Below are 21,657 nucleotides of genomic sequence, written 5' to 3' on the forward strand. Positions count from 1 at the left end.
ACATCACCTCGTTGCGTCGTCGAATGGCCACCGTACGAGCGCAGCCATACTCACAAACAGCGCGGCCGCAGCCAGTACTGCCAGCAGCTCCAGGCCCATGGAGATGCCGTGCCAAGTGTAAAACTGATGGGCGAGCGCGGGAGTCGCTTTGCTGATGGACCCCATTTTGGCTTCCAGTCGCTGCACGTTCGGCAACATGTAGAATTGGTTGACTGCGTTGAGCACCATGCCCAACAGCCCCACCCAGAGAAATCCCCGATATGTACGTGTCACGCGGCGCATGCGGCGCAGCAGCGCATAGAAAGCAAGCACGGCCACCAGCGACAGGATGGTGCACAGCGAGAAGAAGGTCGGAAACAGTGCGCCCACGGCCTGTCCCGCCGTATCCACCGGTAACGCGGAAAACAGCTCACTCGCGGCAAACAGGGTGAAGTAACACGCGGCGCCCAGCCATAGCGCAGCCGCCGTGAAGCCGACGGCGGTAAGAATTCGGTTCAACACACGTCGCTCCTCTTTCGGGGAATGGTACACGCTTCGGTCAACAGGTGCATCGCACCACGGTTCGTTGGAAATGCGGATGGACAACAGCCCATCCGCATTGATTTCCATCATACGCGCCTGTAGTGCGTTACGCAAATTCTTTCAGAGCATTCGCGAACAGTTCTGGCGCGAGGTGAAGGTCCATGGAGGCAATCGGCTGTTCGGAGTACCCCGGAATCTGGTCCTGATACGAAACTCGCTCGTCGTCCCGGTAAATGAGTCCGGTGCAGAGACCGCGGGTTTCCAACACCGTCTGCATGGCCAACGCGCGATCAGTCGGATCGTAATCTTCAACGGTTTCGAGATTGGTGATGTTTTCGCGATAGAAATCGTACGTGTTCACCTTGTTGTAGGTCACGCACGGGCTGAACACATTAATGAGTGCAAATCCCCGATATTCGATGGCCTGTTGGATGAGTGAGACCAGTTGATTGACGTCGCTGGAGAACCCCTGCGCGAGGAACCCAATGCCGGCGCCGAGGGCAATCTGAGACGGCACCAGCGCGTTTTCAATGTTGCCGGCGGGTGTGGTCTTGGCCACGAATCCGTGGGCGCTGGTGGGAGAATGTTGGCCTTTCGTCAGTCCGTAAATCTGGTTGTCCATCGTGATGTACGTGATATCCACATTCCGCCGAACAGCGTGCATGAAGTGGTTCAGGCCGATGCCAAAGCCGTCGCCGTCACCGCCGGCCGCAATCACCGTGAGATTGCGGTTGGCCAGCTTCACGCCCTGCGCGGTCGGCAGCGCCCGGCCGTGCACTCCGTGAAATCCGTAGCTGTTGATGTACCCGGAAATTCGCCCGGAGCAGCCGATGCCGGAAATGACCGCCACCTCGTGCGGCTCCTTGCCCATGGCCGCCAGCGCCCGTTGGATGGACGCCTGTACGGAGAAGTCTCCGCAGCCCGGGCACCAGTTGGGGCGGATATCGTTGCGAAAATCCTTGACCGTTGCCATCTCACACCATTCCCTTCACGTGTTCATAGATTTCGGTAGCCAGGAACGGCTGGCCGTTGAATTTATTCAAACCGTCGATGTGGTCGTGCTCTACGCCGAAGTGAGCCATCAGATGGCGGATTTGTCCGGTCGCATTGTTTTCCACCACCAGCACGCGTTTCGCATCCGCAATGGCGGATTGCAGCGCCTGCACCGGAAACGGCAGCAGGGCGTGCAGATGAACGTGGCTGACCCGCAAACCGTCCGCGCGCAGCCGTTCCGCCGCTTCGCCTATAGCACCGATGTTCGATCCGACCCCGACCAGAGCGACTTCCGGAGACGCGTCGCCCGTCTTGACCACACTGCCCGGCAGTTCCACGCCGACCAGTTTGCGCAGCCGTTTGCTCATCATCTTTGCGCGGTTCTCCGCGGATTCGTTTGGCTGACCGCTCTCCGCGTGCTCCACGCCGGTGACGTGGTGCAGGCCGCCCTTCGTGCCCGGCAGAACCCGCGGTGAAATGCCGCTGTCGGTCAGGGCGTAGCGTTGAAAATGGGCCTTGGCGTCCGTGGCGGCAATTTCCGCTTCGGTCACTAACTGCCCGCGATCAATCTGGATTTGGTCCAGAGACAGCAAATCCGTTGTCTGTTTGCTCAGAGAAAGCTGCAGATCCGTCAGGACAATCACGGGACACTGGTACTGTTCCGCGTAGTTGAAAGCCTGTCCCATCACGGTGAAACACTCCTCCGGGGTGGCCGGCGTCAACACAATTTTCGGGATTTCGCCGTGTGTGCCAAACAGAGCGGCCAGGTAATCCGATTGCTCCTGTTTGGTCGGCAGACCGGTGGATGGGCCGCCGCGCTGGGTGTCGATAATCACCACGGGCGTTTCGGTCATGCCGGACAGGCCAATCGCTTCCATCATCAACGACAGGCCCGGGCCGGAGGTGCAGGTGAGCGCGCGGGCTCCGCCGTACGCCGCGCCGATGGCCATGGTCATGGCCGCAATTTCGTCCTCCGTCTGAACGACAACCCCGCCCACTTTCGGGAACTTCTTAATCAGGTATTCCATCACGTCGGACGCAGGTGTGATGGGATATGCGGGCATGATGCGGGCCCCTGCGGCCAACGCGCCCAGTCCCAGCGCTTCATTGCCCATCATGAACAGCCGCCGCGTTCCATCCGCCGGTTTCAGGGCGAATGCCGGATCCGCGCCGCCCAGCTCCTTCACGTACTCAAAGCCGCGGCGGACTGCTTCCATGTTCTGTTCAACCACCTTCTGTCCTTTACGCGCAAACCGTTCTTCAATCACCTCCGCGAAAATATCCACGGGTAAACCGAGGACGCACGCCGAGGCGCCGAGCGAGACCATGTTTTTCATGATGGCCGATCCGCACGCTTCCGCCAGCTTGGTGATGGGCACCACGAACAGCCGGACGTGATCTGGAGCCGTCGGATGGAATTTCTCGTCCGCAATCACGATGCCGCCGGGTTTCACTTCACCGACGTTGAGATCAATCGACTCCTGGTCGAACGCCAACAGCACATCCGTGTGGTCGGAGCTGGCGCGGTACCGGCGCAGGCTCACGCGAACCTTGTCGTTGGAGTGTCCGCCTTTGATGCGCGATGAAAAATGGCGAAAAGAATAGACATAATAGCCTTGGCGGTTGAGCGCAACCGCAAACGTTTCACCGGTGCTCTCCACACCTTCCCCCTGTTGGCCGCCGACTTTCCAGGAAAGCTGCTCTAGCATGTGTTTGTCCACTCCTCTGTATGCTCTGCCATTGCGCCTCGTGTCGTTCGAGCTCCGACGCGGCATTCTTATTCATCTGAAAATTTCGTTGGTAGAATCTTTTGCGCGTGATGTCCCGCCGATTCGGAGCGCCGTGTTCAGGGCAGCGCAGCGTTCGGGCAACTTGCATACCCATTGAGGTCAATTATACTGTACTGTGGTATGCATGAAAACGTTATTGCACCGAATGTGCAAAAGTTCCACAGGGTCGACAGGGGGCGCTTGTGCGTGTTCATCACAGATGCGTTGAAGGAGAAGGTCAATCAGTCACTGTGCGCCATTGAGGTGCGGTCCGCGTGGTTCGAACGGCTGAAGGAAACGCCCGAGTGGTGGGCGGACACCACCACCTGCTGGGCGACGGAGCGGGCGCTGCACGTGGCGATTGAATGCGTTGTGGACGCTGCCAACGCGTTGATTGACGCGTTGGTCATGCGCGATCCCGGGGGGTATTTGGACATCCTGCGCGTCATCGCCGAGGAGCAAGTCGTGTCGTTCGCGTGGTTTGAGGCGTTCAGTGGCGTGATGGAGGTGCGCGAACAACTGTTGCGCAACTATGTCAGCGTTTCGCCCGAGGTGGTGCGCGACGCCGTTGTCAGCTACGCGCCACTGCTGCCACCGTTTGTGGCGGCTGTCCGCGACTATCTCGGGATTTCCGGTTAATGCCGATGCCGCGGCTGCGGCGGTACAATGTACACTCGGACGTGGCGCCGAACGCCAAACCGAATGGCGTCTTCGTCGGAAGGCAGCAGGACATCGATGTGGTGGCCTTTGATGAGACCTCCGGTATCCTCCGCGACGCGCCAGCCGATGCCTTCGATGTACAGTTTTGCACCGATTGGTATCACTTTCGGATCCACCGCCACGGTCCGATGCACATCGGCGCGGGTTCCGCTGTAGGTGATGCCAAAGTCCGGATCGGACGGACGTTTGCCCGTGGACCTGGGGCTCACCGCGTACGCGGTAAGCATGAAGTCACCCACCGAACTGGCGACGATGGGGGTGCTGTCCACGGATGCCATGGCCGCCTTGGCTGCACCCCCGTGCTTCGACGCAGTGATCTGTGTGCGGGCGTAGGCTGGGGAGACCATTGCTGCCAAGCATCCGAAGAACAGAGCGACGCATGAAAGTTTGGCCAATGTATCCATATCCGGTAGTATCGCGCGTCTCTCGTGAATTATGCGTGTGTGCGCGCCCTTCGCCCCAAGGCCCTGGTGGCCGCCGGGGTGGAGGATATCGATTTGGAGGAATTTGGAGCGAAAAAAGGTTTGCAACATTGGCCTGAGTGTGCTATATTCAATGGCGTCGCTTCGAACGCGAGCCATTAGCTCAGTTGGTAGAGCACCTGACTTTTAATCAGGGTGTCGCTGGTTCGAGTCCAGCATGGCTCACCAAATACATTTCACGAAATCCCTTGTGGCACAAGGGGTTTTTATTTTGTCTTTTTCTCCCTGATGGGCAGTGTTATTGCGATTGGGGACGGATTGGGGACGGATTACGTTGTTCGAGGCGATCCAGATATTCAGATACTGCTCAGTACAGGTCTGTACATTGATCCTAGCCCTTACCCACTCCAAATTGGGCTCCTGCAATTTTGCAGGGGCCGGGTTTTTTTCAAGAAATCGTCGTGAGACGGATAGAGAGTCGCTTTTTGGCCGAGAACGTTAACAAATCCTCGAAAACCATGCCACATTACATGGATTTCGTATCATACATATAAATATCTTCAGATCCGATCCACCGATGCGGGTCAACGTATTGTCACACATTTGACAAAAGAAAGAGATTCTTGCCATTTGCACTCGAATTCTTCTCCACGTGAGCGCGATGGACAAAATGAGTGCGAAATAGACAAAACTCGCGTATGGGGCAAACTGTAATGTAGCGACACCGATAATGGCACTGGCTTGAAGGCCAACGAGATTCCAAGGGATTACCGATGAAATCAGCTCTGACGAATCCGCAATGATTTGCAACACTTCTCTCCTACCAATTCCCCGGGCCTCAAACTGCGGAAGAAGTGTATTTCCGCTCATGAGAACAGACAACATTTGGCTACCTGCGAGCATCGAAAATGACACGTTCAATACGTATGCTACTCCCACCAAACTGGCGGGTTTATTGATGTGGACAAAAAGGCGCTGGGTCAGAGACTCGATGGCACCACCGATGGCTGTGACTCCCTGAAATGCGCCTGCCGTTACAATTAGTAAACTGGCGGGTATCATGGGCTGGATTCCACCGATGTGTAGATAGCGCGTCTGAAGGTGCAGCGGGTATCCGTACCACACCTCCAGCAGGAGACCCATGAGACCCCTTTTGTGGGCCACAAATGCGCAAATGAGTGCAACGACAGACGCAACCGCCAGGTTGTATAGTAACGGCACTCGTAGGATGGAGAGAAGAATCACAGACAACGGAGGAACCATAAGCAGCAGCGCCTTCAAACTGAGCTGCACGTGGTGGACTGCTGTGGGGTGTTCGCCCATCCCTATCGTGACGTTGAACAGGAAAAAACGATGGCAGACAGCAGAAATGGCATGATGGCCGTTCGCAACAACTGGTGCAACGTTTGCGTCGGAGACATGTCCGCCGCTTTGCTCATGACCATGACACTGGTGGACATCGGAGATGACCGATCCCCAACCATTCCCCCCGAAACCAACGCTCCGGCCACAATCGCACTCCAATGAGGTGGGGTCAACGCCAACAACGGGGGGCCGAGAATGCCCCATGTAGCGATGGAGCTTCCAATCAGCATGGAAAGCCCGATTGACAGCAAAAATGTAATCCAGATGATATTGCTGCTCCGAATGAGCGTCGACCCTACATCGGTCAGAAAAGGAATCGTGCCAGACACCATCCAAAGGGCGACAATGAGTCCGACAAGCAGGAGGACCACACAGACCTTCCACATGTTTAGGATACCGGACCAAGTGCCCCGGAATACTTTGCCCCATGAATGATTCGCTTTTGTGTATGCAGTCGACCATAGATAACCAATGAGTATACCGAGATAAATCGGCCACTTCATCGACAACGCTAGAACAATCCCCGCTAACAAGGAGAGAGGTACGGTCCACGCGTACTTCTGGTTGTGGAATGCTGACGGTTCCACGTGGGTTTGAGCCAATGTTCTGTGCCTCCTAGCGTGGATGTTGTCGGTACCCCGAAGGGGCCTGGAGAATCACCGACTCACCCTCAGTCTGCGCGTCCCTCAACCGCTCCGCCAACAACTTTTACCGACTGGTTTCATGCAAGGGCATCTCGCCGCGAACACATAACGGTTCCATTCTAGCAATCGTGGAGAAAACCATCAATTCCCATATGTGCCGCATCAACAGCATGCAAGGAGATCCCATTTTCTTGTGGAAATTCGTTTCAGACATGAAATCACAAAGGGGATCACATATGCCTGAGAGACAAAACGTTCGACACGCCGGACGGTTGTTTGACCTCGTCAACCTGATTTCCAAGCACCCCAAGGTGTACACAGCCTCCAAATTGGCAGAGCATTTTCACACTTCTGTCCGCACCATTCGCCGCGACATTCGGCTTCTCGAAGATATCGGCATTCGCGTCGAGTCAGAGCCGATCGGCGGGTACTTCATTATGCAAGACCTAAGCCGGGTTCCCATGCCCTTGACCGAATCGGATCGACTCGCGTTGGAAATCGTGCCGTGGTTGCTCAGGGGATCGTTATTCGACGGAAAGGTCAGTTCGCTCATCCATGCGTACCAGAGCGCGATGGATAAGGTGCTCGGGGGACGCGGTCGGGCGGAGAAGCAGGCGTCAGAGCCAGAAGCGCCAGATCCGGGCGTTGTGGTGGACTTGGCGAACGTTACGGATACAGCGGACGATGGCGTCGTCCTCGAGATTCTCTCCGCCATCCGCAACAGGAGGACCCTTGAAATCGAATATCAGAAAGTCGGCAGCGCGGCTTCGGAAACCAGGCAGATCAACCCGTACTACCTCGTACCGTGGCAGAATTCTTTGTACGTCATTGGGTACTGCCATCTGCGACACGCGTTTCGCACGTTCAAAGTGGCCCGGATGCAGTCCGTCCACTCCCTCGCGGATACGTTTGTTCGCGACACTCGTTTTTCGCTCACCGATTTTCTCAAGTCTGCCTGGGGCATTGATCAATCCGGCCCAGAGGTGAAAGTGAAGCTCGCGTTTGACGCGGACGTGGCGGGCTACGCGCGCGAAGACATCCGCGCACACCGAGTGCTCGGCGAGAACACAGACCCGGATGGCCGCTACATCGTGGAGGTGCGCGTCCATCTGAATGCAGAGTTTCTCCGATTTGTGACGCAGTACGGAGGCGCCGTCGAGGTGATGGAACCAAGCGAGCTCCGACAGAGGATAAAAGAGGAAGCGGAAAAAATGCTGGCCAGGTACCAGAAACGCGCAGCTGCACCCGAACGCACGTTCCGGTGACATCCTTTGTCACTAGAGGACGGTACAATAGGGATGAGTTGGGATGATCATTGATTCTGGGAGGAATGAAACTTGGAAGCAACTTCAAGGTTTTCCCCTGTCCGTGAAAAGGCCCCTTCGGGCGCTTGGTTGTTATAATGATGCTTGCTATCAACAAGGTACATAGAAAGGACTTGGTTGCGATTGAATGAGTCGTTGTGGAAAGCGGCGCTCGAAACCGTTCCGGACGCGGAAATTGTTCGACTCATCAACTCCTTTCACATTCCGGTCAACGGTTTTGGGACCAAAGTATCACTCAACAGCGTGCGAAGCGCGCGAAAAATGATTGAAGCCCAGTTGAAGACGCCGAAGAAGCTGCTTAAGATGCGACAGATCTTCCGAGATATGAAGGACAAGAAAGAGCGATTGCAAACATACCCGGACAAATCGGTGGACGAACTGTGGGAATTGATAGAGGATCACAAGCGCGAATGTTTGCCGATTTGGATCCTGTTGGCCCATGAGACCAATGAGGCAGAGGAAAAAGCGTGGCAGTTGATAGAAAGGCTCAAGAGCGCCACGGAAAGCGCGCTGCAAGAGCAGACCCAACAAGGGCCGACGGACCAGACTTCCAATGGTTCCATGGAAGACGCAACGCAGGAACTCGAGAGGAAAGTGGCCGAGTTACAGGAAGAGCTGAACAGTGTCAGGCAACAGTTGCGCAGGGCCAAGCGTGATCTGGAAACACAGGCGAACCGCACGGAAAACAACTTGCGTACCGTACGAGAACAGCGGGACCAATATAAGGCACAGGTACAAAAGTTGGAGAAGGAAAACAAGGAATTGCAGGAGGCGCTCAGTCAAAGCGAGCAAGCGGCCCTTCAATTGGGGCAGGATCTCAAAAAAGCCAAAGCCCAGCTTGCCGAACGGCAGGACGAGCTCAACCGAGCCCTCGAGGAAAACGCTCGCCTAAAAGCGGAACTGGAATCGTTGTCAGGCGCCATGGCGCATGTTCCGCAGGTGGCAGCGGGTACCGAGGAGATGGAGCCGACCGTGCGGAACGTCGCTGTGATTGGAGACATCCCGTCCATGTCCATCCAGAATCCACCGGGATGCCGCGTCATTCCCTTTGCAACTTCAAACGTGAGTACATTCTTTGAACAATACGATATGGAAACCTGGGACGAAGTATGGATGATTGATTTTGCCGTGACAAATCGCGTGAAAAGTCGGTTGCGTAAGGAAATTCCGGGACACAAGCTGAAGGTTTTTGAGAACGTGCAAGACTTGCAACAGTATGTGTTGAGCAACTAGGAGGATACAGGATGGCATACACGAGCAACGTAGATATACTCGGTGTCTTTGACGAACTCAGTTACGCATTAAGCCCGCGCGGGTCCGTGTTTGTCAACCAGGTGGATGAACTGCAGTTCACCATTCGAGCCATTTCGGATACCCCGGAAACCTATAATACCAAGCAGTTTACCGTGTTCGCGGATCGGATTAACAAGTACTTTATTGACGACAAGTCGTTGCCTCCTGCGGATCGATGCAAGCGTATTGAAGAGTTCATCCGCGACAAAGTCTTGATATTCAATGTTGAGATTCAGCGCAGCCGGGGTCAGACGTATCACGTCGCGACCAACGTTCGCCTCCAGTCGAAGTCCGAGGGATTTCGGCCCAACAGCACCTTTATTCCCGTACCCGTATTCAGCACCGAAAAGCACGGGCATAGCTACGAGACGTTTCAGCGCTTACTGCTGGAGCGCAAGCCCATCGGCCGAATCGACAACATTGCCACCGGGAAAGACGACACACCGCAGTTGATTTTCTGGTCACACGACGACAGGACACTCGAAGTATTCGGCGAGTTCGCGGGGCACCTGTACGTCTACGGCGGCTACCAACTGGAAGCGGAAAACGATACATTGAAACACTACCGGCTCACGAACCCAGATTGGCTGGATGATGCTTATGATGCCGGTGGTACGGTCCTGTTTGTGCCACGGGAAGCGTATCTGCAACTGGTGCACACTTTCAAGAGCGAAATGGCCGTCAAGGTGACGTTGGACGAGTCCACATCGTCAGTTGAGCCGCCGAGGCAAACCCAGGTTGAACCGGAAATGGAGACCAGTGAGCCGACCCGAACCTCGGACGGAAAAGAAGTGGAGTTCCTCCATCACTTTGAGGAAGTGACTCGCTCCATGGGGTTACAGTACTCCCCCGAGGACCTGTGCAATTTTCACGTGTCGATGAAGTCTTCCACACTGACCATCCTCGCAGGCTTGTCCGGCACCGGCAAGTCGAAGTTGGTCCAGGCGTACGCGAAGACACTCGGGCGCCGGCATGAACTCGTGTTCATCCCGGTTCGTCCTTCCTGGAATGACGATTCAGACCTGTTGGGGTATGCAGATCTGATGCACATGATTTACCGCCCCTCCGATTCTGGGTTGATCAACGCGCTTGTCCAAGCGGCTCGACCGGAAAACCAGGAGAAAATCTACATCATCTGTTTTGACGAAATGAACCTGGCCCGCGTCGAGCATTACTTCTCGCAGTTGCTGTCGGTTTTGGAGAAAGAGCCTGGCGAGCGGCGGCTGCAGTTGTACAACCGAGACCTGGAAAACCGTCTGTACAATGCGGCACAGTACCCGCCGGAGATTGAGATTGGCGACAACGTGTTGTTTGTGGGCACGGTCAACCTCGACGAGAGCACGTACCATTTCTCAGACAAGGTACTTGACCGCGCCAACGTGATTCAGTTGGACGTTTTGCCGTTCCCCCAGATGTGCAATCTGGATCCGAAACCCGTTCCAGAACTCGACTGGCCGGGTGAACTGTACGGAGGATTTCGCCGATTCGACGAAAAGGTCAGCCTGACGAACGACGAGCTCGAATTCCTCTGGGCCTTGCATGATGCCATGCAGAAAGCGACGAAGCGCATTGGCGTCGGGCCGCGCACGGTCCGCCAGATTGACCTGTACATGAAGAACATCCCTGCCGGGTCGTCGTTCACCCGATCCGATGCCCTGGACCGGCTCGTGTGTCAGCGCGTGCTCACGAAGTTACGGGGGCCGGAAGAGCTTCTGTCCGATTTGATTCGCCATGACCAGCTGCCGGAAAAGCAAGGCGGATTGTTGCACGTCGTGGATAGATACGCCCACTTGTCTCGTTTTCCCCGCACCCGAAAAGTGCTTGAGGCCAAGTGGAGAGAGGTAAAGGCGAATGGTTATACCATTTGATGAAGTTCCATTCCAGGTTCGATTTATTGCAGTCAAGGATAAGCATCGTGAGGAGGCAAAAGTCTCGTTCTTCACGGATTCAGAGGAAGAGCTCCTCGCGATGGAACGGCGGAGTGTCGTGCTCACGGAAAACACGGAGTACGAAGTCGTTTTTGAGAGCGAGCGGCCGGAAGCGCAACTCTTTCTCGATATTCTCGACGCGCTGCCGCTGCAAAGTCCAATTGTGCAGATCTCTTCGGATGACACGCCGTACGTGATCCCTGGAGCGGGTCCTGTACGACTGTTCGCCGATGGGTATATTCCCTGGATCCCAGGCATCTACCACCTGTGCGTGCGGCTGCGGGACAAGGCCTACTACGCGAGTGTGCAGGTTCAACCCAAGTTAATGAATGCTGCCGAACTCGAAGTGATGCGCACGGAACTCAGCGAGGAAGTGCGCGGACTGGCATACCAACTGGCCCGCCGCCAGCTCACTCCCGGACACCCAATAGCAGCGGACGTGTCAGGACTGAACATTCTTCAGTTCCACGTGATTCTACGCTACGCGGATTCGTTGACAGCAGCGGCTCTGGACTTGATGGATAGGGCCAATCACGGGATTATCAAGACGTATGAGAATGTCCCCGCCAACGGCGCCGCGGAGACAGACGAGTGGGCGATTGGACAGATGTTGAAAAGGCCGCCCGCCCGGGGCACCGTGTTGACCCCGCGCCGCGGCATCGGGTACGACCGCATTGAAAACCGTTGGATTGTGTTTGTGACCGACAAAGTGCTGCGTTCACTCGCGCACATGAACGAAATGCTGCAGCGGTACGCGGAGCAGTTGCGCAGAGATATCGACGTTCAGGCCAAGTTCGCCGGTTATCAAAAGAGTGCGGAGAACGAGCAAAAGAGAAAGCAAATCCTGTTGCGAAACGTCGAGGAGTACATGCAGACCACAAACCGGGTGACACGGGTGCTGCGCATGCTGCAAACCGCACCCTGGTATCAATCCATCCGATCCGACGTGGTCCGCAGCGGCCGCCCTGCCTTCACGCACGTTCTGGTCAGCGACTCCCGGTACCGCGTGTTTTACCAGGTGTACCGGGAGTTGAACAACGAAGAACTGCAGATTGACGTCAGCACGCGCTACGCACTGCAGTGGAGGCCGACCAGCCAACTGTACGAGATGTGGGGCTTTCTCAAAGTGCTGAAGGCCGTGACGAAACTGGGATTCGTCCCCGTGACGAGTTGGTTTTACGAAGGGCACCGAGGGGAACAACGGGTGTTTGTGGACGAAATGCAATCCGGCGTATCCGTCTCCTTGGAACGCGGATCCGTTCGTCTGCGGCTCATCTACGACGGCGAGATTCCAACGCGTGTTCATCAGACCAGTCCGGAGCAGCCCCTGTACACCACGCAGTCGCACAACCGCCCAGACGGACGACTGGATGTGTACCACGATGGCGCCTATTTTGGGAGCCTCATGTTTGACTTCAAGTATCGGCCGATAGCGAATTTCTGGAGTATGTCATGGGACATCGGGAAACGCCCGCGTGAAATGAACCAGATCAGCGCGTATCAAGGCGGCTGTAAGTCTCGCTACCTATACGGCACTCACAGCACCCCGGTGGATACCTGGCCCGTGCGAGAAGTTTGGGCCATTCACCCGTCCGGCGGCGAACCGGTTCAAGAGTTCGCGGATTACTACGTGAAACTCGTCCGGTTGACGCCGGGGCAAGACGACCAGCACCTGCAGCTTCAATTGCAAGAGACGATAGACGGTATCCTCGCGGCGGGGAAGCTGGTGCAAGCGTAGGGTGTGAGCAGTGAGTAAGGTTTCGCTTGGCACTGGGACGTAGCGCGTTTACTGTACCTTTCGGAGAATCTACGTTTTCACACCGAGTTTACGTACGAGGCATAACACGTGGGCTACAAGAAACAAGAGGGGAAGCAGTCCTCCCCTCTTTGATGTATTCAGGCGCTTACACTAAAGGTCAAGCAAATGATGACCTTACTGTACCTTACGGCCAACAAAACGCGCCGTCCAAGCCCGCAACCACAGATCAAGACAATGCGGTACGGTCCCAGTGGACAAGAACACGGTGTGGATTCTCAATTCTTCGAATGATGAGGTCAAAATCGTCACCCAAGACAGCACGGGAAATCAATCAAAAGTGGTTACGTACAATGAGTCCTATTCGAAGTAGTGGTTCCCTGAGCGCGCCATTCGTAGACGGTCTGTCGGTAAAATTGCCTCAAATGACACGCGAACGTTCGTTCCGATGACACACTCTGTCACTGCCATGCTTTACGCTCACGTGAGCGGGGGAATGGAGTGTGAAACGTGATCAGTGAGTATGGACCACGGCCTGATTTTTAGCGACGCCGCGAAAGTATTGGTGAGAATTCATGTTTGCGACACATCTGCACTCGTCGGAGCGCATTATTTGGCTACACGAGAACTGAGCTGGGTGAAGTGTGAATGAGCGCATTGGACACCCCGATTACGACATTGTCCGGGTGGCTCTCGGCCTCAAGATACACCGTTGTGCTTACCGTTGCCGGCATGTCTACGGAAGCTGGCGTCCCCGACTTGTGAATCAAATTTGGCTGATGGCACAACATCGGTCCGAGGACGGTCGCCACGGTCGACGCCTTGCACGACAACTGCACATCGTTTTACGGATTCTAGTGTGCCAGAATTCGAGCGCCGGACGGACCCGCGCCGCAGCAGGGACATCAGATTCTGTCAGACTGGGAGAAGCGTGGGCTGGTTCACGTCATTACCACGCAAAACGTGGACGGGTTTCACCGGTTGGTCGATAGTTGAGAGGTGCACGAACTTCACGGTTCGTCCCACTACTACCGCTTTGCTTTGTGTGGTGAGGCGGTTGCTATGGACGCGTTCCTTGCGAACGAACCATGTGCTGCCTGTGGCGGGCGTTTGCGTTCACGTCGTGCTGTTTGATGAGATGTTGCTGGAGGTATGGCGAAAGGCAGTGTCAGCCAGCTCGCGGACGGAACATGTTCTGGCGATTTCACACGAGATGGAACGTGTACCCTGAGAATCAATTGCCGTGGATGACACAGAGCAAGGAATGAGTGGCGAACATGGTGCCGACGGTTTTGGATGGGCAGTTTGACATCGCAATTCAGCGCAAGGCGGGTGAAGCGTTGAGAAGGGGGAGCACCACGTTGCAGGGTAGGATGTACGACGATATGTTGGGAGGAGAATGTAGACATGGGAGACATGAGATTCGGTTACGGAAGTGAGTGGCACCTACTTCGTTTCTTGGGGAGACATCGCAATTACTTGAACCAGCAGATTCTGAAAGTTATGGGAAGCGAGGGATGCTGTCGGATTGAGTGGTTGGATTTCAATTTCAGTCCCACCAGAAAACTTTTGACGCGGAATTACGAGGCATCGATTTAATTGACCACGTTGTTGACGAAGAGAGAGCAAAACACATTATAGCCGAGTGGGATGAGTTTTGGCCTCAGTCCGGGAATTCGATGAACTGGGATGCTGTTGGGGTGTTGTACGGGAAGGATCACGCGAGACAAGTACTTTTGCTCGAGGCAAAGGCAAATGCATTGGAAATGATAAGCACATGTGGGGCGAAAGATGAGCACTCTCGCACTAGGATTGCCGAGGCATTACAGAAAACCAAGTCAATCTTGAAGGTGAACAACAACAACGGCTGGATGGAGAACTATTACCAGTACGCGAATCGTCTCACCGTTCAGGTTTTTCTAGCGGAGAGAAATATTTCTGCGAAGCTTGTCTATCTCTACTTTTATAAAGATGCAGTACCAGGTTCCGCCAGGCATTGCCCGGCGTCCGTGGAGGAATGGCTACCATGCCTCACCGTGAAGAATGACTACCTCGGCGTAGCAGCGGAAGAATTAGAGAAGCGATCCTTTGACGTATTCCTACCCGTCGCAGGGGCTTGAGCAACACGAGTGAAAGCTTGGGACAACAAGAGAGTTTGTCTGCAATCTGGAAGTCCGGATTACCATCCGGGCTTTTTCTATTGCATTATTTTTTCAGCATGAGATACAATGGTAATTGTCAAAAAGGATTAGGTAGAACTCTTAGCACGGAGCAATGTTCACTCAGAAACGTGATTTCAGAAAGGGCGAAATTAAGTGATTGTTCCCATTAGAAGTGGTGAATGGAGCCAATGGGCTGGCAGAAGAGATGAGGAATATTTTGTAAGGCTATTGAATGGATACGGATGGAGAATTGCCGTAAAGAATCAAGACTTTAAACGCATTGTAGGAACTGATGTAGCAGAATTATTTCAAGACGAACCTGAAACAATGTCCGTCGATGCTGTAGCTTCCTACTGGGATCCTTGTAAACAACGATATGAAGCTGTATTTATTGAAGCCAAGAGAAGAACCAACAAACCGACTCTTGATGATATCCATTCATGGATCAACAAATGCCGATCGGCACAGCAATTCGTTGAGGAAAGTTATGATATTCAGCGAATGCTATGTGCAGGAATACCACAGCTAGAAAGTATGCAATGTTCGAAAAGCATCTTGTTTATTGATTGCGATTCGTGGAAAAATACTTGGTCCGATAGGTTAGTTGAATTGCTTCCTCTTCAACAAAGGACATCGGGATCACCTCGCCGAATTCAAATCATTGATCAAACGAGAGCCATCTGGATGCAACATACATTAGATATTCTAGGATTACTTAGGAGTCCTCTAAACACCGCTGTTCGGGAATTCAAAGTATACTACTGGAAAAGGGGCTTAATCCCAATGTTTCGTTTGATCATTTAACATCCGAAATTTTGTTATTTGAAATCACATATTCAGACGAAGAGAAAAGAGACTTGGTGCTAGTTAGTTACGAACATATTAGCCCAGAGGTAGCAAAATACTACGCTGAACACTTGTTGGACATGTTGGAAGCTGGTTCACATGGATATGACAGGTTGATTGTTTATACATCATTTGAACTAGACCCGATTGCTACTCAGGACGCTGAAGGAATCCTTAAAGAAAATATAAATCCTGTTGCACAGGGAATTTCTATTGAAGTTCAAGTTAGAACACTACCAACAGGTTTGAATCGTTGAGGTGATAAAATTGTCGAGTACAAGTAAAGTTGACTGGCAATATGCGTATTTGGAGAAACTGAAGGCTCCTAAAGTGAGATTGCTTTTTGGAGAAAGAGGTGTTGTTATTGACGGACAGATAGCCCCTCAGATTGAACAGATAACCTCGGCAGGGTTTCCTTCCTGGACGTTATTCAATCACACAAGACGTCATCTTTTGGGGGCTGTTTCAACAAGCATCACTTTTGGATTTCTACAATATAATGGCGAATATAGACAACTTCTGGCAGATATTCATACACTTCGAGAGGAACTTTCAAATGATGAACAATCAGGGCCTACAATCTCTAGGGCAGTAATAGACGGCGCTGGACCAAGCACACATATCTTAGTTGACTTTTCATTTAGAGTCGATAAGTTGGGAAGCGACCTCTCGCTTACTCGTAACCAAAAGATATCAAGTTCGTTCAGGTTGAAAAAGATAGGGGACAACAGTTATGTAATGTGGTGTCACCCTAATACGAGATATGATTACCAGCAAATGATGAGGCTGGTTAACGATGCAGCAAAGTATTCTGATCATCAATCTAATCCGTATCCGTACGCGCCTTGCCCGACTGTGAAGAACGAGAGTAAACACTTTAGTACTGGAGATGATATCAACAACTATTTTATCAACCTATTTACAAACGGTTTTTTAAATTTTAATTGCCATGATGTATTTAAAGCTGATACATTCGAATGGAATTCGGGCTTTGAGTTTAATCCACGGACAGGGGATGAAGTAGTTCGAGATAGGGCAGAAATTATTAAGCGTATCCGAATGGAGGGGGCTCAGTTAAACCCTGGTAGTGGAAGGGTCAATGAACTAATTGGACAAGGCTATGCCATACACCACTTTGGTGCTACTTTTTCGGCAACTGTCGGAAACAAAACCTACCAACTACCTCTCGAGTTTAGATTTACATCAAAGCCACTTTCTGCATCCATAACTGGTGGACCGCTATCTATTAAGATAAATGATCATGATTGGACTGATTACCCAGGGAAAGAAGCGGTGGAAAAGTTATTGCTTGGTTCCTTGGAACATTTACTACAAGCTATTCATAACAACGCTGATATTAGATTACCAGGTGCATATAGAAGTATTAACGAAGTGCCGTAAAGTTTTCTAGGAGCATTCCTGTAATGAAGTTTCTTGAGGTTTGAGGCAATAAGAAACTCCTGATATCGTGTGAGTTGTCCAAAACACCACGTATCAGCAGATGAGATTGTCCACATGTGTAGAATACAGGGGATTTCACGTGGCGTAGGCATTCAACGTGCCACATACCTTGTGGATATTGCCAGTGAGTCGATTGGTCTAACTGAAGGACTGCAGATGGCACGACAAGAACTGCGTATCCTGCTCAGTCAATACGACTTGCTGCAGGAACAATTAGGTGGTCTGTTGGAGCAAATCAAGCAGTTGCTGGAGAGGATTCCTGAGGCAGAACAGATGCTGAGCGTACCGGGAATAGGTGTCGTCACAGTGGCTGGATTCCTCGCTGAAGTCGGCGACCTTTCGTCTTCTGCACACTGGCGACAGATTCAAAAACTGGCCAGATTCAATCTGAAAGAGAATAGCTCCGGTAAGCACAAGGGACAGACCAGGATCGCGAAACGTGGGCGGAAAGTCGTCGAGCGTTGCTGTATCGCTGTGTATTGATATTGGTAGCAAAGAACTCGGGATTCCAAGCCTTGCATGGGTACTGCCGGCATCGCAGGCATAACCCACTGAAACCCATACAGTCACTCATTGCGTTATGCTGCAAACTGGTTCGCATTCTCATTACAATTGGTCGCAGACAGATTCGATATGACCCTATGTAGGCGTTGGGACCGGTTCATTCTGTCCAGTTGCTCATCGCGTAAGAAGTTGGCACTCGACTGTTCGCCAAGAAAACGTAAGCATCTGCATTTGCAAACGAGGCACGGCGAAGCTGGAACGATACACACCATACGCGCTAAGACCCTGCATAGGAGCTTAACTGGCCTCCACCCTTCGACAGGCAGAACGGTGGAATGCAAAAGGGCCGGAAGCCGGACCCCGTGAGACATGGGAGGGTACGCCGCGAAGGTCTTTGTGGAGATCTGCTGCGCGACCATATTTTAGAAAAAAGGGGTTAACCTCCCTAGTATGTCAGGCAACCAATTGTCCAGAAAATTGTAATAACAGGAGCCTTATAGCATTCGTCTGCTGAGTCAAATGCAAAAGACTACGCCTGAGTGAGTAAGCGAGAGAGAATTAAAGTTCATTGAGGGAGGTGAGCGGAGTACTGAGGGAAGTGTGAATGGGTGAATTAGACACCTGGATTCCTGCATCGGCCGAGTGGCTCCCGGCCTCACCGCAGTTTGGTCCGCTTCACACACCGTGACTTCCCTATCCTTCTGCCATACTATACCTCTTGCCCGCCTATTCCGTCCCGTACTTCGATAACTAAAGGGCTGCACGGTTTTGTTGTTCCGGGTAGGCAAAGACATGTCCCGATGCTCGTGGGTGAACGAACGTATTTTGGTCAAGGAACGCTACGCCACACTCGAGGTCGATTTGATGAACTCCATCACCACACTGCGAGCGTACATTGCCGTAGCGTGACCATCACCCGCGCTCCGTTACACTCGTGCTGCGTTTTTCATTGCAACACGCTCCTCATTCACGCCAGGGCTCCTTCTCGAACCCTAAGCCGATTCCGGTCGATGGGAACCGCTCAGGTAGAAGAGGGCATTCAGGAGCGTTTTTCACGGTGATAGCTGGCTCACGCTTCGATTTCTGTGTTGACAGTGTGTTTTTCGCGCTCCTACGGTTAATACCTATCCCGCTTTGCACAACGTGTCCGCAGGCCGAAGGTAGTAACCCTCCTGGACTACATCTTACCGATGAACTATAAGTAGCGAAGCGAATTCCAAGACGTTCTGGCACAAAGCTCTCTTGCATCTAGCTGCATTGAATTGTGTTGCTCGTGTCCGAGGGCACCATATTCGTAGAAAAGTGCAATCGAACATGATGTTCGATGAAAGTCAGTGTAAACAGAATGAAGGTCGAAAGGCATGTACGTCGAAAATAAAGTGTGTAGGGAAACTGAAATGCATGCCAAACGGGATTGAATCAGAACGTGCGTTTGGTATAATGTCCCCACGGACAATGTCCGATGTCCCACGTAGACTTGCTAGTAAGGACGGAACGAATGGCTCAGCTAAATGAACTGCCTGTGAGTATCAAGCACAGAAAGACAATTGATAGCTGCATCACCCGCATTTTGAATATGTATTCTACCGTATCAACCTTCTTAGACCAAACGAACGCAACCGCCCTTAACAAGGTACTTGCTAGTCAACGAATCCTTATGATCGCGATCATTGGTATATCTAGGCACCGAGTGACATCTTGGGCAGATGCTCTCGAATACTTTTTCGGCGCTGACTGGCCAACGAAGGCAGAACACTTCGGAATACCGAGTGCATTACCACAGGGATTTTTTGAAAATTTGGCTCTTGGGATTACAGAGCTCGTTAACATTGCGGAATTCGAGTCTTTGTTTCCTTACATTGCTGAAGGGTTTGAGTACGTTTTATCACATGGGGAGGCTGTCATAGGGAAGAAAAGAGCCAAGGGCATATACTATACCCCTCATGATGTGGCGTCATACCTGGTTGATGAAACTCTAGGCGAATACCTCCGGCGATGCATTGCAAAGAAACCCGATACCAGCGACATTCACCGCAAAATGCAGGAACTATCTATCCTAGACCCCGCATGTGGCTCCGGGGTATTTTTACTTGAATGCCTGAATGTTCTGGTTGAATTTAACAGGGAGTTTGTTGGGGCATTGCACTCAGATTCCATTATCGAGGCGCTAAGTCATTTGTACGGTGTAGACAGTAGTTATGTGGCCGTGGATTCATGCCGCTTTATACTGGTTTACAAATCAATTATGTATGAAGGGTTTGACGCAACCCCATATGAAATTTGGCGTGTGGTTTCAACGAGAATACTCCAGGCCGATTCTATGTTAACTCCTATTCAGGATGGTGGCTCATGTACGTTATCCATTGACGAACAAACGTCTCAACTAGGGGAGACCAATGGCAACCAAATTGAGTTACCGTTGTTTGGCGACAGAAGGTCTTTTGAAAATATGTTTCCTCAAGTTTTTGGCACGCGTTCTGGGTTCAAGATCATCGTCGGCAATCCGCCATACGCACCACTAGATATTGAACAAAGAGCATGGCTGCATCAACTCGGATACAAATCCGTAACACATCCTTCACTGTCGTCAAACACGTACATGGTGTTTATTGAGAAGATGTTACAATTGGCAGATCCGAATTCTGCAAAATGTTCTTTGGTCGTCCCTCTTTCAATCGCGTATGACCGGGGAAAGAACACGACTGAACTACGAAAACTGATTGAATCTACGCCAGGTGTATGGAGATTTGCACACTTTGATAGAAGTCCGGATTCGTTGTTCGGTGACCATGTTAAGACTCGAAGTACTATTCTGTTTTTCGAACGCAATGCTGATACCAAGAGAATCTACACTTCCCGACTCCATCGCTGGAATAGCAGACAGAGACAATCTCTCTTTAGAAACATCACATTTGTGAGGTTCCCAGGTTCGATTCGTGACGATGGCCTTCCACGGATAGGCGGAGAACTAGGGTTGGACATTTATTTGCGTTTTGAGAAATTGGCCAAGTTGGATCTTGCAGGACCTATTCGTTGCTTGCACAATAAAGAACTAATCAACCTAACGTCAAGGGAAACCCTAATCTATGCCTATGGGACCGCCTATAACTGGATTCCTGTATTTAGGCGGTTGCCTCGTTCGTTTGACGGTGCACACGAGCCTTATATTCCGTCGACACTATGGGGCATTGAATGTAGCTCGCCTAAAATTGCCGACATGCTATATGCATGTCTATCGAGTCGGTATTCGTATCTACTTTGGACTATGTTTGGGGATGGCTTTCACTTTGCATCTACTTTACTAAGAAAGCTGCCCTTCCATACAAACAACTTCACTGGTCCTCAGATAGAGTCTCTGTCGAGACTAGGGCATAAATTGAATACCGAAGCTCAGGCTTACGTCATGTTTAGCCATAACGCTGGAAAGGTCATCGGTAACTACAACATGGTAAAATGCGATGCTACCCTGAGGGAAATTGACTTGGCTCTAACGAAAGCATTTGGCTTAAGCGACGAACATTTGCGGTACGTTGAAGTGACCTATTATGACCATATCTGTGCCGGACGCACAGCCTTTAAACATGCAGAAGCACTGGCGCGGTATTATACATCGTAAAGGGGAGACTTTAGATGAGCCAACAGCTCAAACTGACATCAGTTTTAGAAGATAAAGAGCAAAACATATTATCAACACGGACTAGTGCAGCGCAGGATGAGATTGACGTTAAGGAGTTGTCAAAACTCTCAAAGGAGGAATGGAGAGAATACACAAAGTCTGTATGGTCGATAGCGAACACGAGTCATCCGAGCCATCCTGCTGTCTTTCCAGTGGAGATCCCAAGAAGGTTAATTAACTCAAGTTTCGCACCCGGTCTGAGTCAATAAATCCTTGGTGCGACTGGGATTTCAGGCGCTGAAAAGGCAAAAACACCCTCATTTTCTGGTAG

General features: G+C 52.1%; 17 protein-coding genes and 1 tRNA gene. 12 read left to right on the forward strand and 6 right to left on the reverse strand.

Annotated features, from left to right (window positions below; genetic code table 11):
• Positions 1–3: 3 nt before the first annotated feature.
• The 3 genes from G463_RS0103060 to G463_RS0103070 form a co-directional block, all read right to left on the reverse strand.
• On the reverse strand, positions 4–501 hold the full coding sequence (locus G463_RS0103060; RefSeq protein ID WP_169725412.1) for a DUF4149 domain-containing protein: 498 nt from the start codon (positions 499–501) through the stop codon (positions 4–6).
• Between the two features lie 127 nt (positions 502–628).
• Positions 629–1,495, reverse strand: coding sequence for a 2-oxoacid:ferredoxin oxidoreductase subunit beta (locus G463_RS0103065; RefSeq protein WP_026974016.1), 867 nt, complete (start codon positions 1,493–1,495; stop codon positions 629–631).
• A gap of 1 nt (position 1,496) precedes the next feature.
• Positions 1,497–3,224, reverse strand: a complete 1,728-nt coding sequence (locus tag G463_RS0103070; protein ID WP_026974017.1) for a 2-oxoacid:acceptor oxidoreductase subunit alpha — start codon at positions 3,222–3,224, stop codon at positions 1,497–1,499.
• A 267-nt stretch (positions 3,225–3,491) separates the two neighbouring features.
• On the opposite strand from G463_RS0103070, the gene G463_RS0103080 reads away from it, so the two are divergent.
• Positions 3,492–3,923 (forward strand): DUF86 domain-containing protein, encoded by a 432-nt coding sequence (locus tag G463_RS0103080; RefSeq protein WP_026974019.1) that lies wholly within the window; start codon positions 3,492–3,494, stop codon positions 3,921–3,923.
• Here the strand turns inward: G463_RS0103080 and G463_RS22125 are convergent.
• Positions 3,920–4,399 carry a 3D domain-containing protein gene (locus G463_RS22125; RefSeq protein ID WP_245575671.1) on the reverse strand — a complete coding sequence of 160 codons (480 nt, stop codon included), beginning with the start codon at positions 4,397–4,399 and terminating at the stop codon, positions 3,920–3,922. The two genes, G463_RS0103080 and G463_RS22125, sit on opposite strands and share 4 nt — an antisense overlap.
• A gap of 179 nt (positions 4,400–4,578) precedes the next feature.
• Here G463_RS22125 and G463_RS0103090 point away from each other — a divergent pair.
• Positions 4,579–4,654, forward strand: a tRNA-Lys gene (locus G463_RS0103090).
• A 270-nt stretch (positions 4,655–4,924) separates the two neighbouring features.
• Here G463_RS0103090 and G463_RS22705 read toward each other — a convergent pair.
• The gene (locus tag G463_RS22705; protein WP_026974020.1) at positions 4,925–5,719 is read right to left on the reverse strand and encodes a Na+/H+ antiporter NhaC family protein; all 795 of its coding nucleotides are present in this window, start codon (positions 5,717–5,719) and stop codon (positions 4,925–4,927) included.
• Positions 5,720–5,751: 32 nt separating this feature from the next.
• Complete coding sequence (locus G463_RS23960) at positions 5,752–6,294, reverse strand: Na+/H+ antiporter NhaC family protein (RefSeq protein WP_425387045.1); 543 nt, start codon at positions 6,292–6,294, stop codon at positions 5,752–5,754.
• A 377-nt stretch (positions 6,295–6,671) separates the two neighbouring features.
• Between G463_RS23960 and G463_RS0103105 the strand changes: the two genes are divergently transcribed.
• From G463_RS0103105 to G463_RS0103155, 10 genes are all read left to right on the forward strand, one after another.
• A complete protein-coding gene (locus G463_RS0103105) occupies positions 6,672–7,700 on the forward strand; it encodes a helix-turn-helix transcriptional regulator (protein ID WP_026974022.1) in 1,029 nt (342 codons plus the stop codon).
• A gap of 183 nt (positions 7,701–7,883) precedes the next feature.
• Positions 7,884–8,993: a hypothetical protein gene (locus G463_RS0103110; RefSeq protein ID WP_035485372.1), complete on the forward strand. Its 1,110-nt coding sequence runs from the start codon at positions 7,884–7,886 to the stop codon at positions 8,991–8,993.
• A gap of 11 nt (positions 8,994–9,004) precedes the next feature.
• A complete protein-coding gene (locus G463_RS0103115) occupies positions 9,005–10,921 on the forward strand; it encodes an McrB family protein (protein WP_026974024.1) in 1,917 nt (638 codons plus the stop codon).
• Entirely contained in the window at positions 10,905–12,719 is a 1,815-nt protein-coding gene (locus G463_RS0103120; RefSeq protein ID WP_026974025.1) for a DUF2357 domain-containing protein, read from the forward strand. The genes G463_RS0103115 and G463_RS0103120 overlap by 17 nt, the downstream gene beginning before the upstream one ends.
• Before the next feature lie 1,550 nt (positions 12,720–14,269).
• Positions 14,270–14,857, forward strand: a complete 588-nt coding sequence (locus G463_RS0103135) for a hypothetical protein (RefSeq protein ID WP_026974026.1) — start codon at positions 14,270–14,272, stop codon at positions 14,855–14,857.
• Positions 14,858–15,052: 195 nt separating this feature from the next.
• Positions 15,053–15,703 (forward strand): PD-(D/E)XK nuclease domain-containing protein, encoded by a 651-nt coding sequence (locus G463_RS22720; protein WP_156900070.1) that lies wholly within the window; start codon positions 15,053–15,055, stop codon positions 15,701–15,703.
• Positions 15,704–15,756: 53 nt separating this feature from the next.
• Positions 15,757–16,002, forward strand: a complete 246-nt coding sequence (locus G463_RS22725; protein WP_156900071.1) for a hypothetical protein — start codon at positions 15,757–15,759, stop codon at positions 16,000–16,002.
• Positions 16,003–16,012: 10 nt separating this feature from the next.
• Positions 16,013–17,146 carry a hypothetical protein gene (locus G463_RS22730; protein ID WP_156900072.1) on the forward strand — a complete coding sequence of 378 codons (1,134 nt, stop codon included), beginning with the start codon at positions 16,013–16,015 and terminating at the stop codon, positions 17,144–17,146.
• A 216-nt stretch (positions 17,147–17,362) separates the two neighbouring features.
• A complete protein-coding gene (locus G463_RS18450; protein ID WP_169725413.1) occupies positions 17,363–17,689 on the forward strand; it encodes a transposase in 327 nt (108 codons plus the stop codon).
• Between the two features lie 1,519 nt (positions 17,690–19,208).
• Entirely contained in the window at positions 19,209–21,326 is a 2,118-nt protein-coding gene (locus G463_RS0103155) for an Eco57I restriction-modification methylase domain-containing protein (RefSeq protein WP_026974028.1), read from the forward strand.
• Positions 21,327–21,657 lie beyond the last annotated feature (331 nt).

This window comes from Alicyclobacillus contaminans DSM 17975, assembly GCF_000429525.1.
Taxonomy (GTDB): domain Bacteria; phylum Bacillota; class Bacilli; order Alicyclobacillales; family Alicyclobacillaceae; genus Alicyclobacillus_A; species Alicyclobacillus_A contaminans.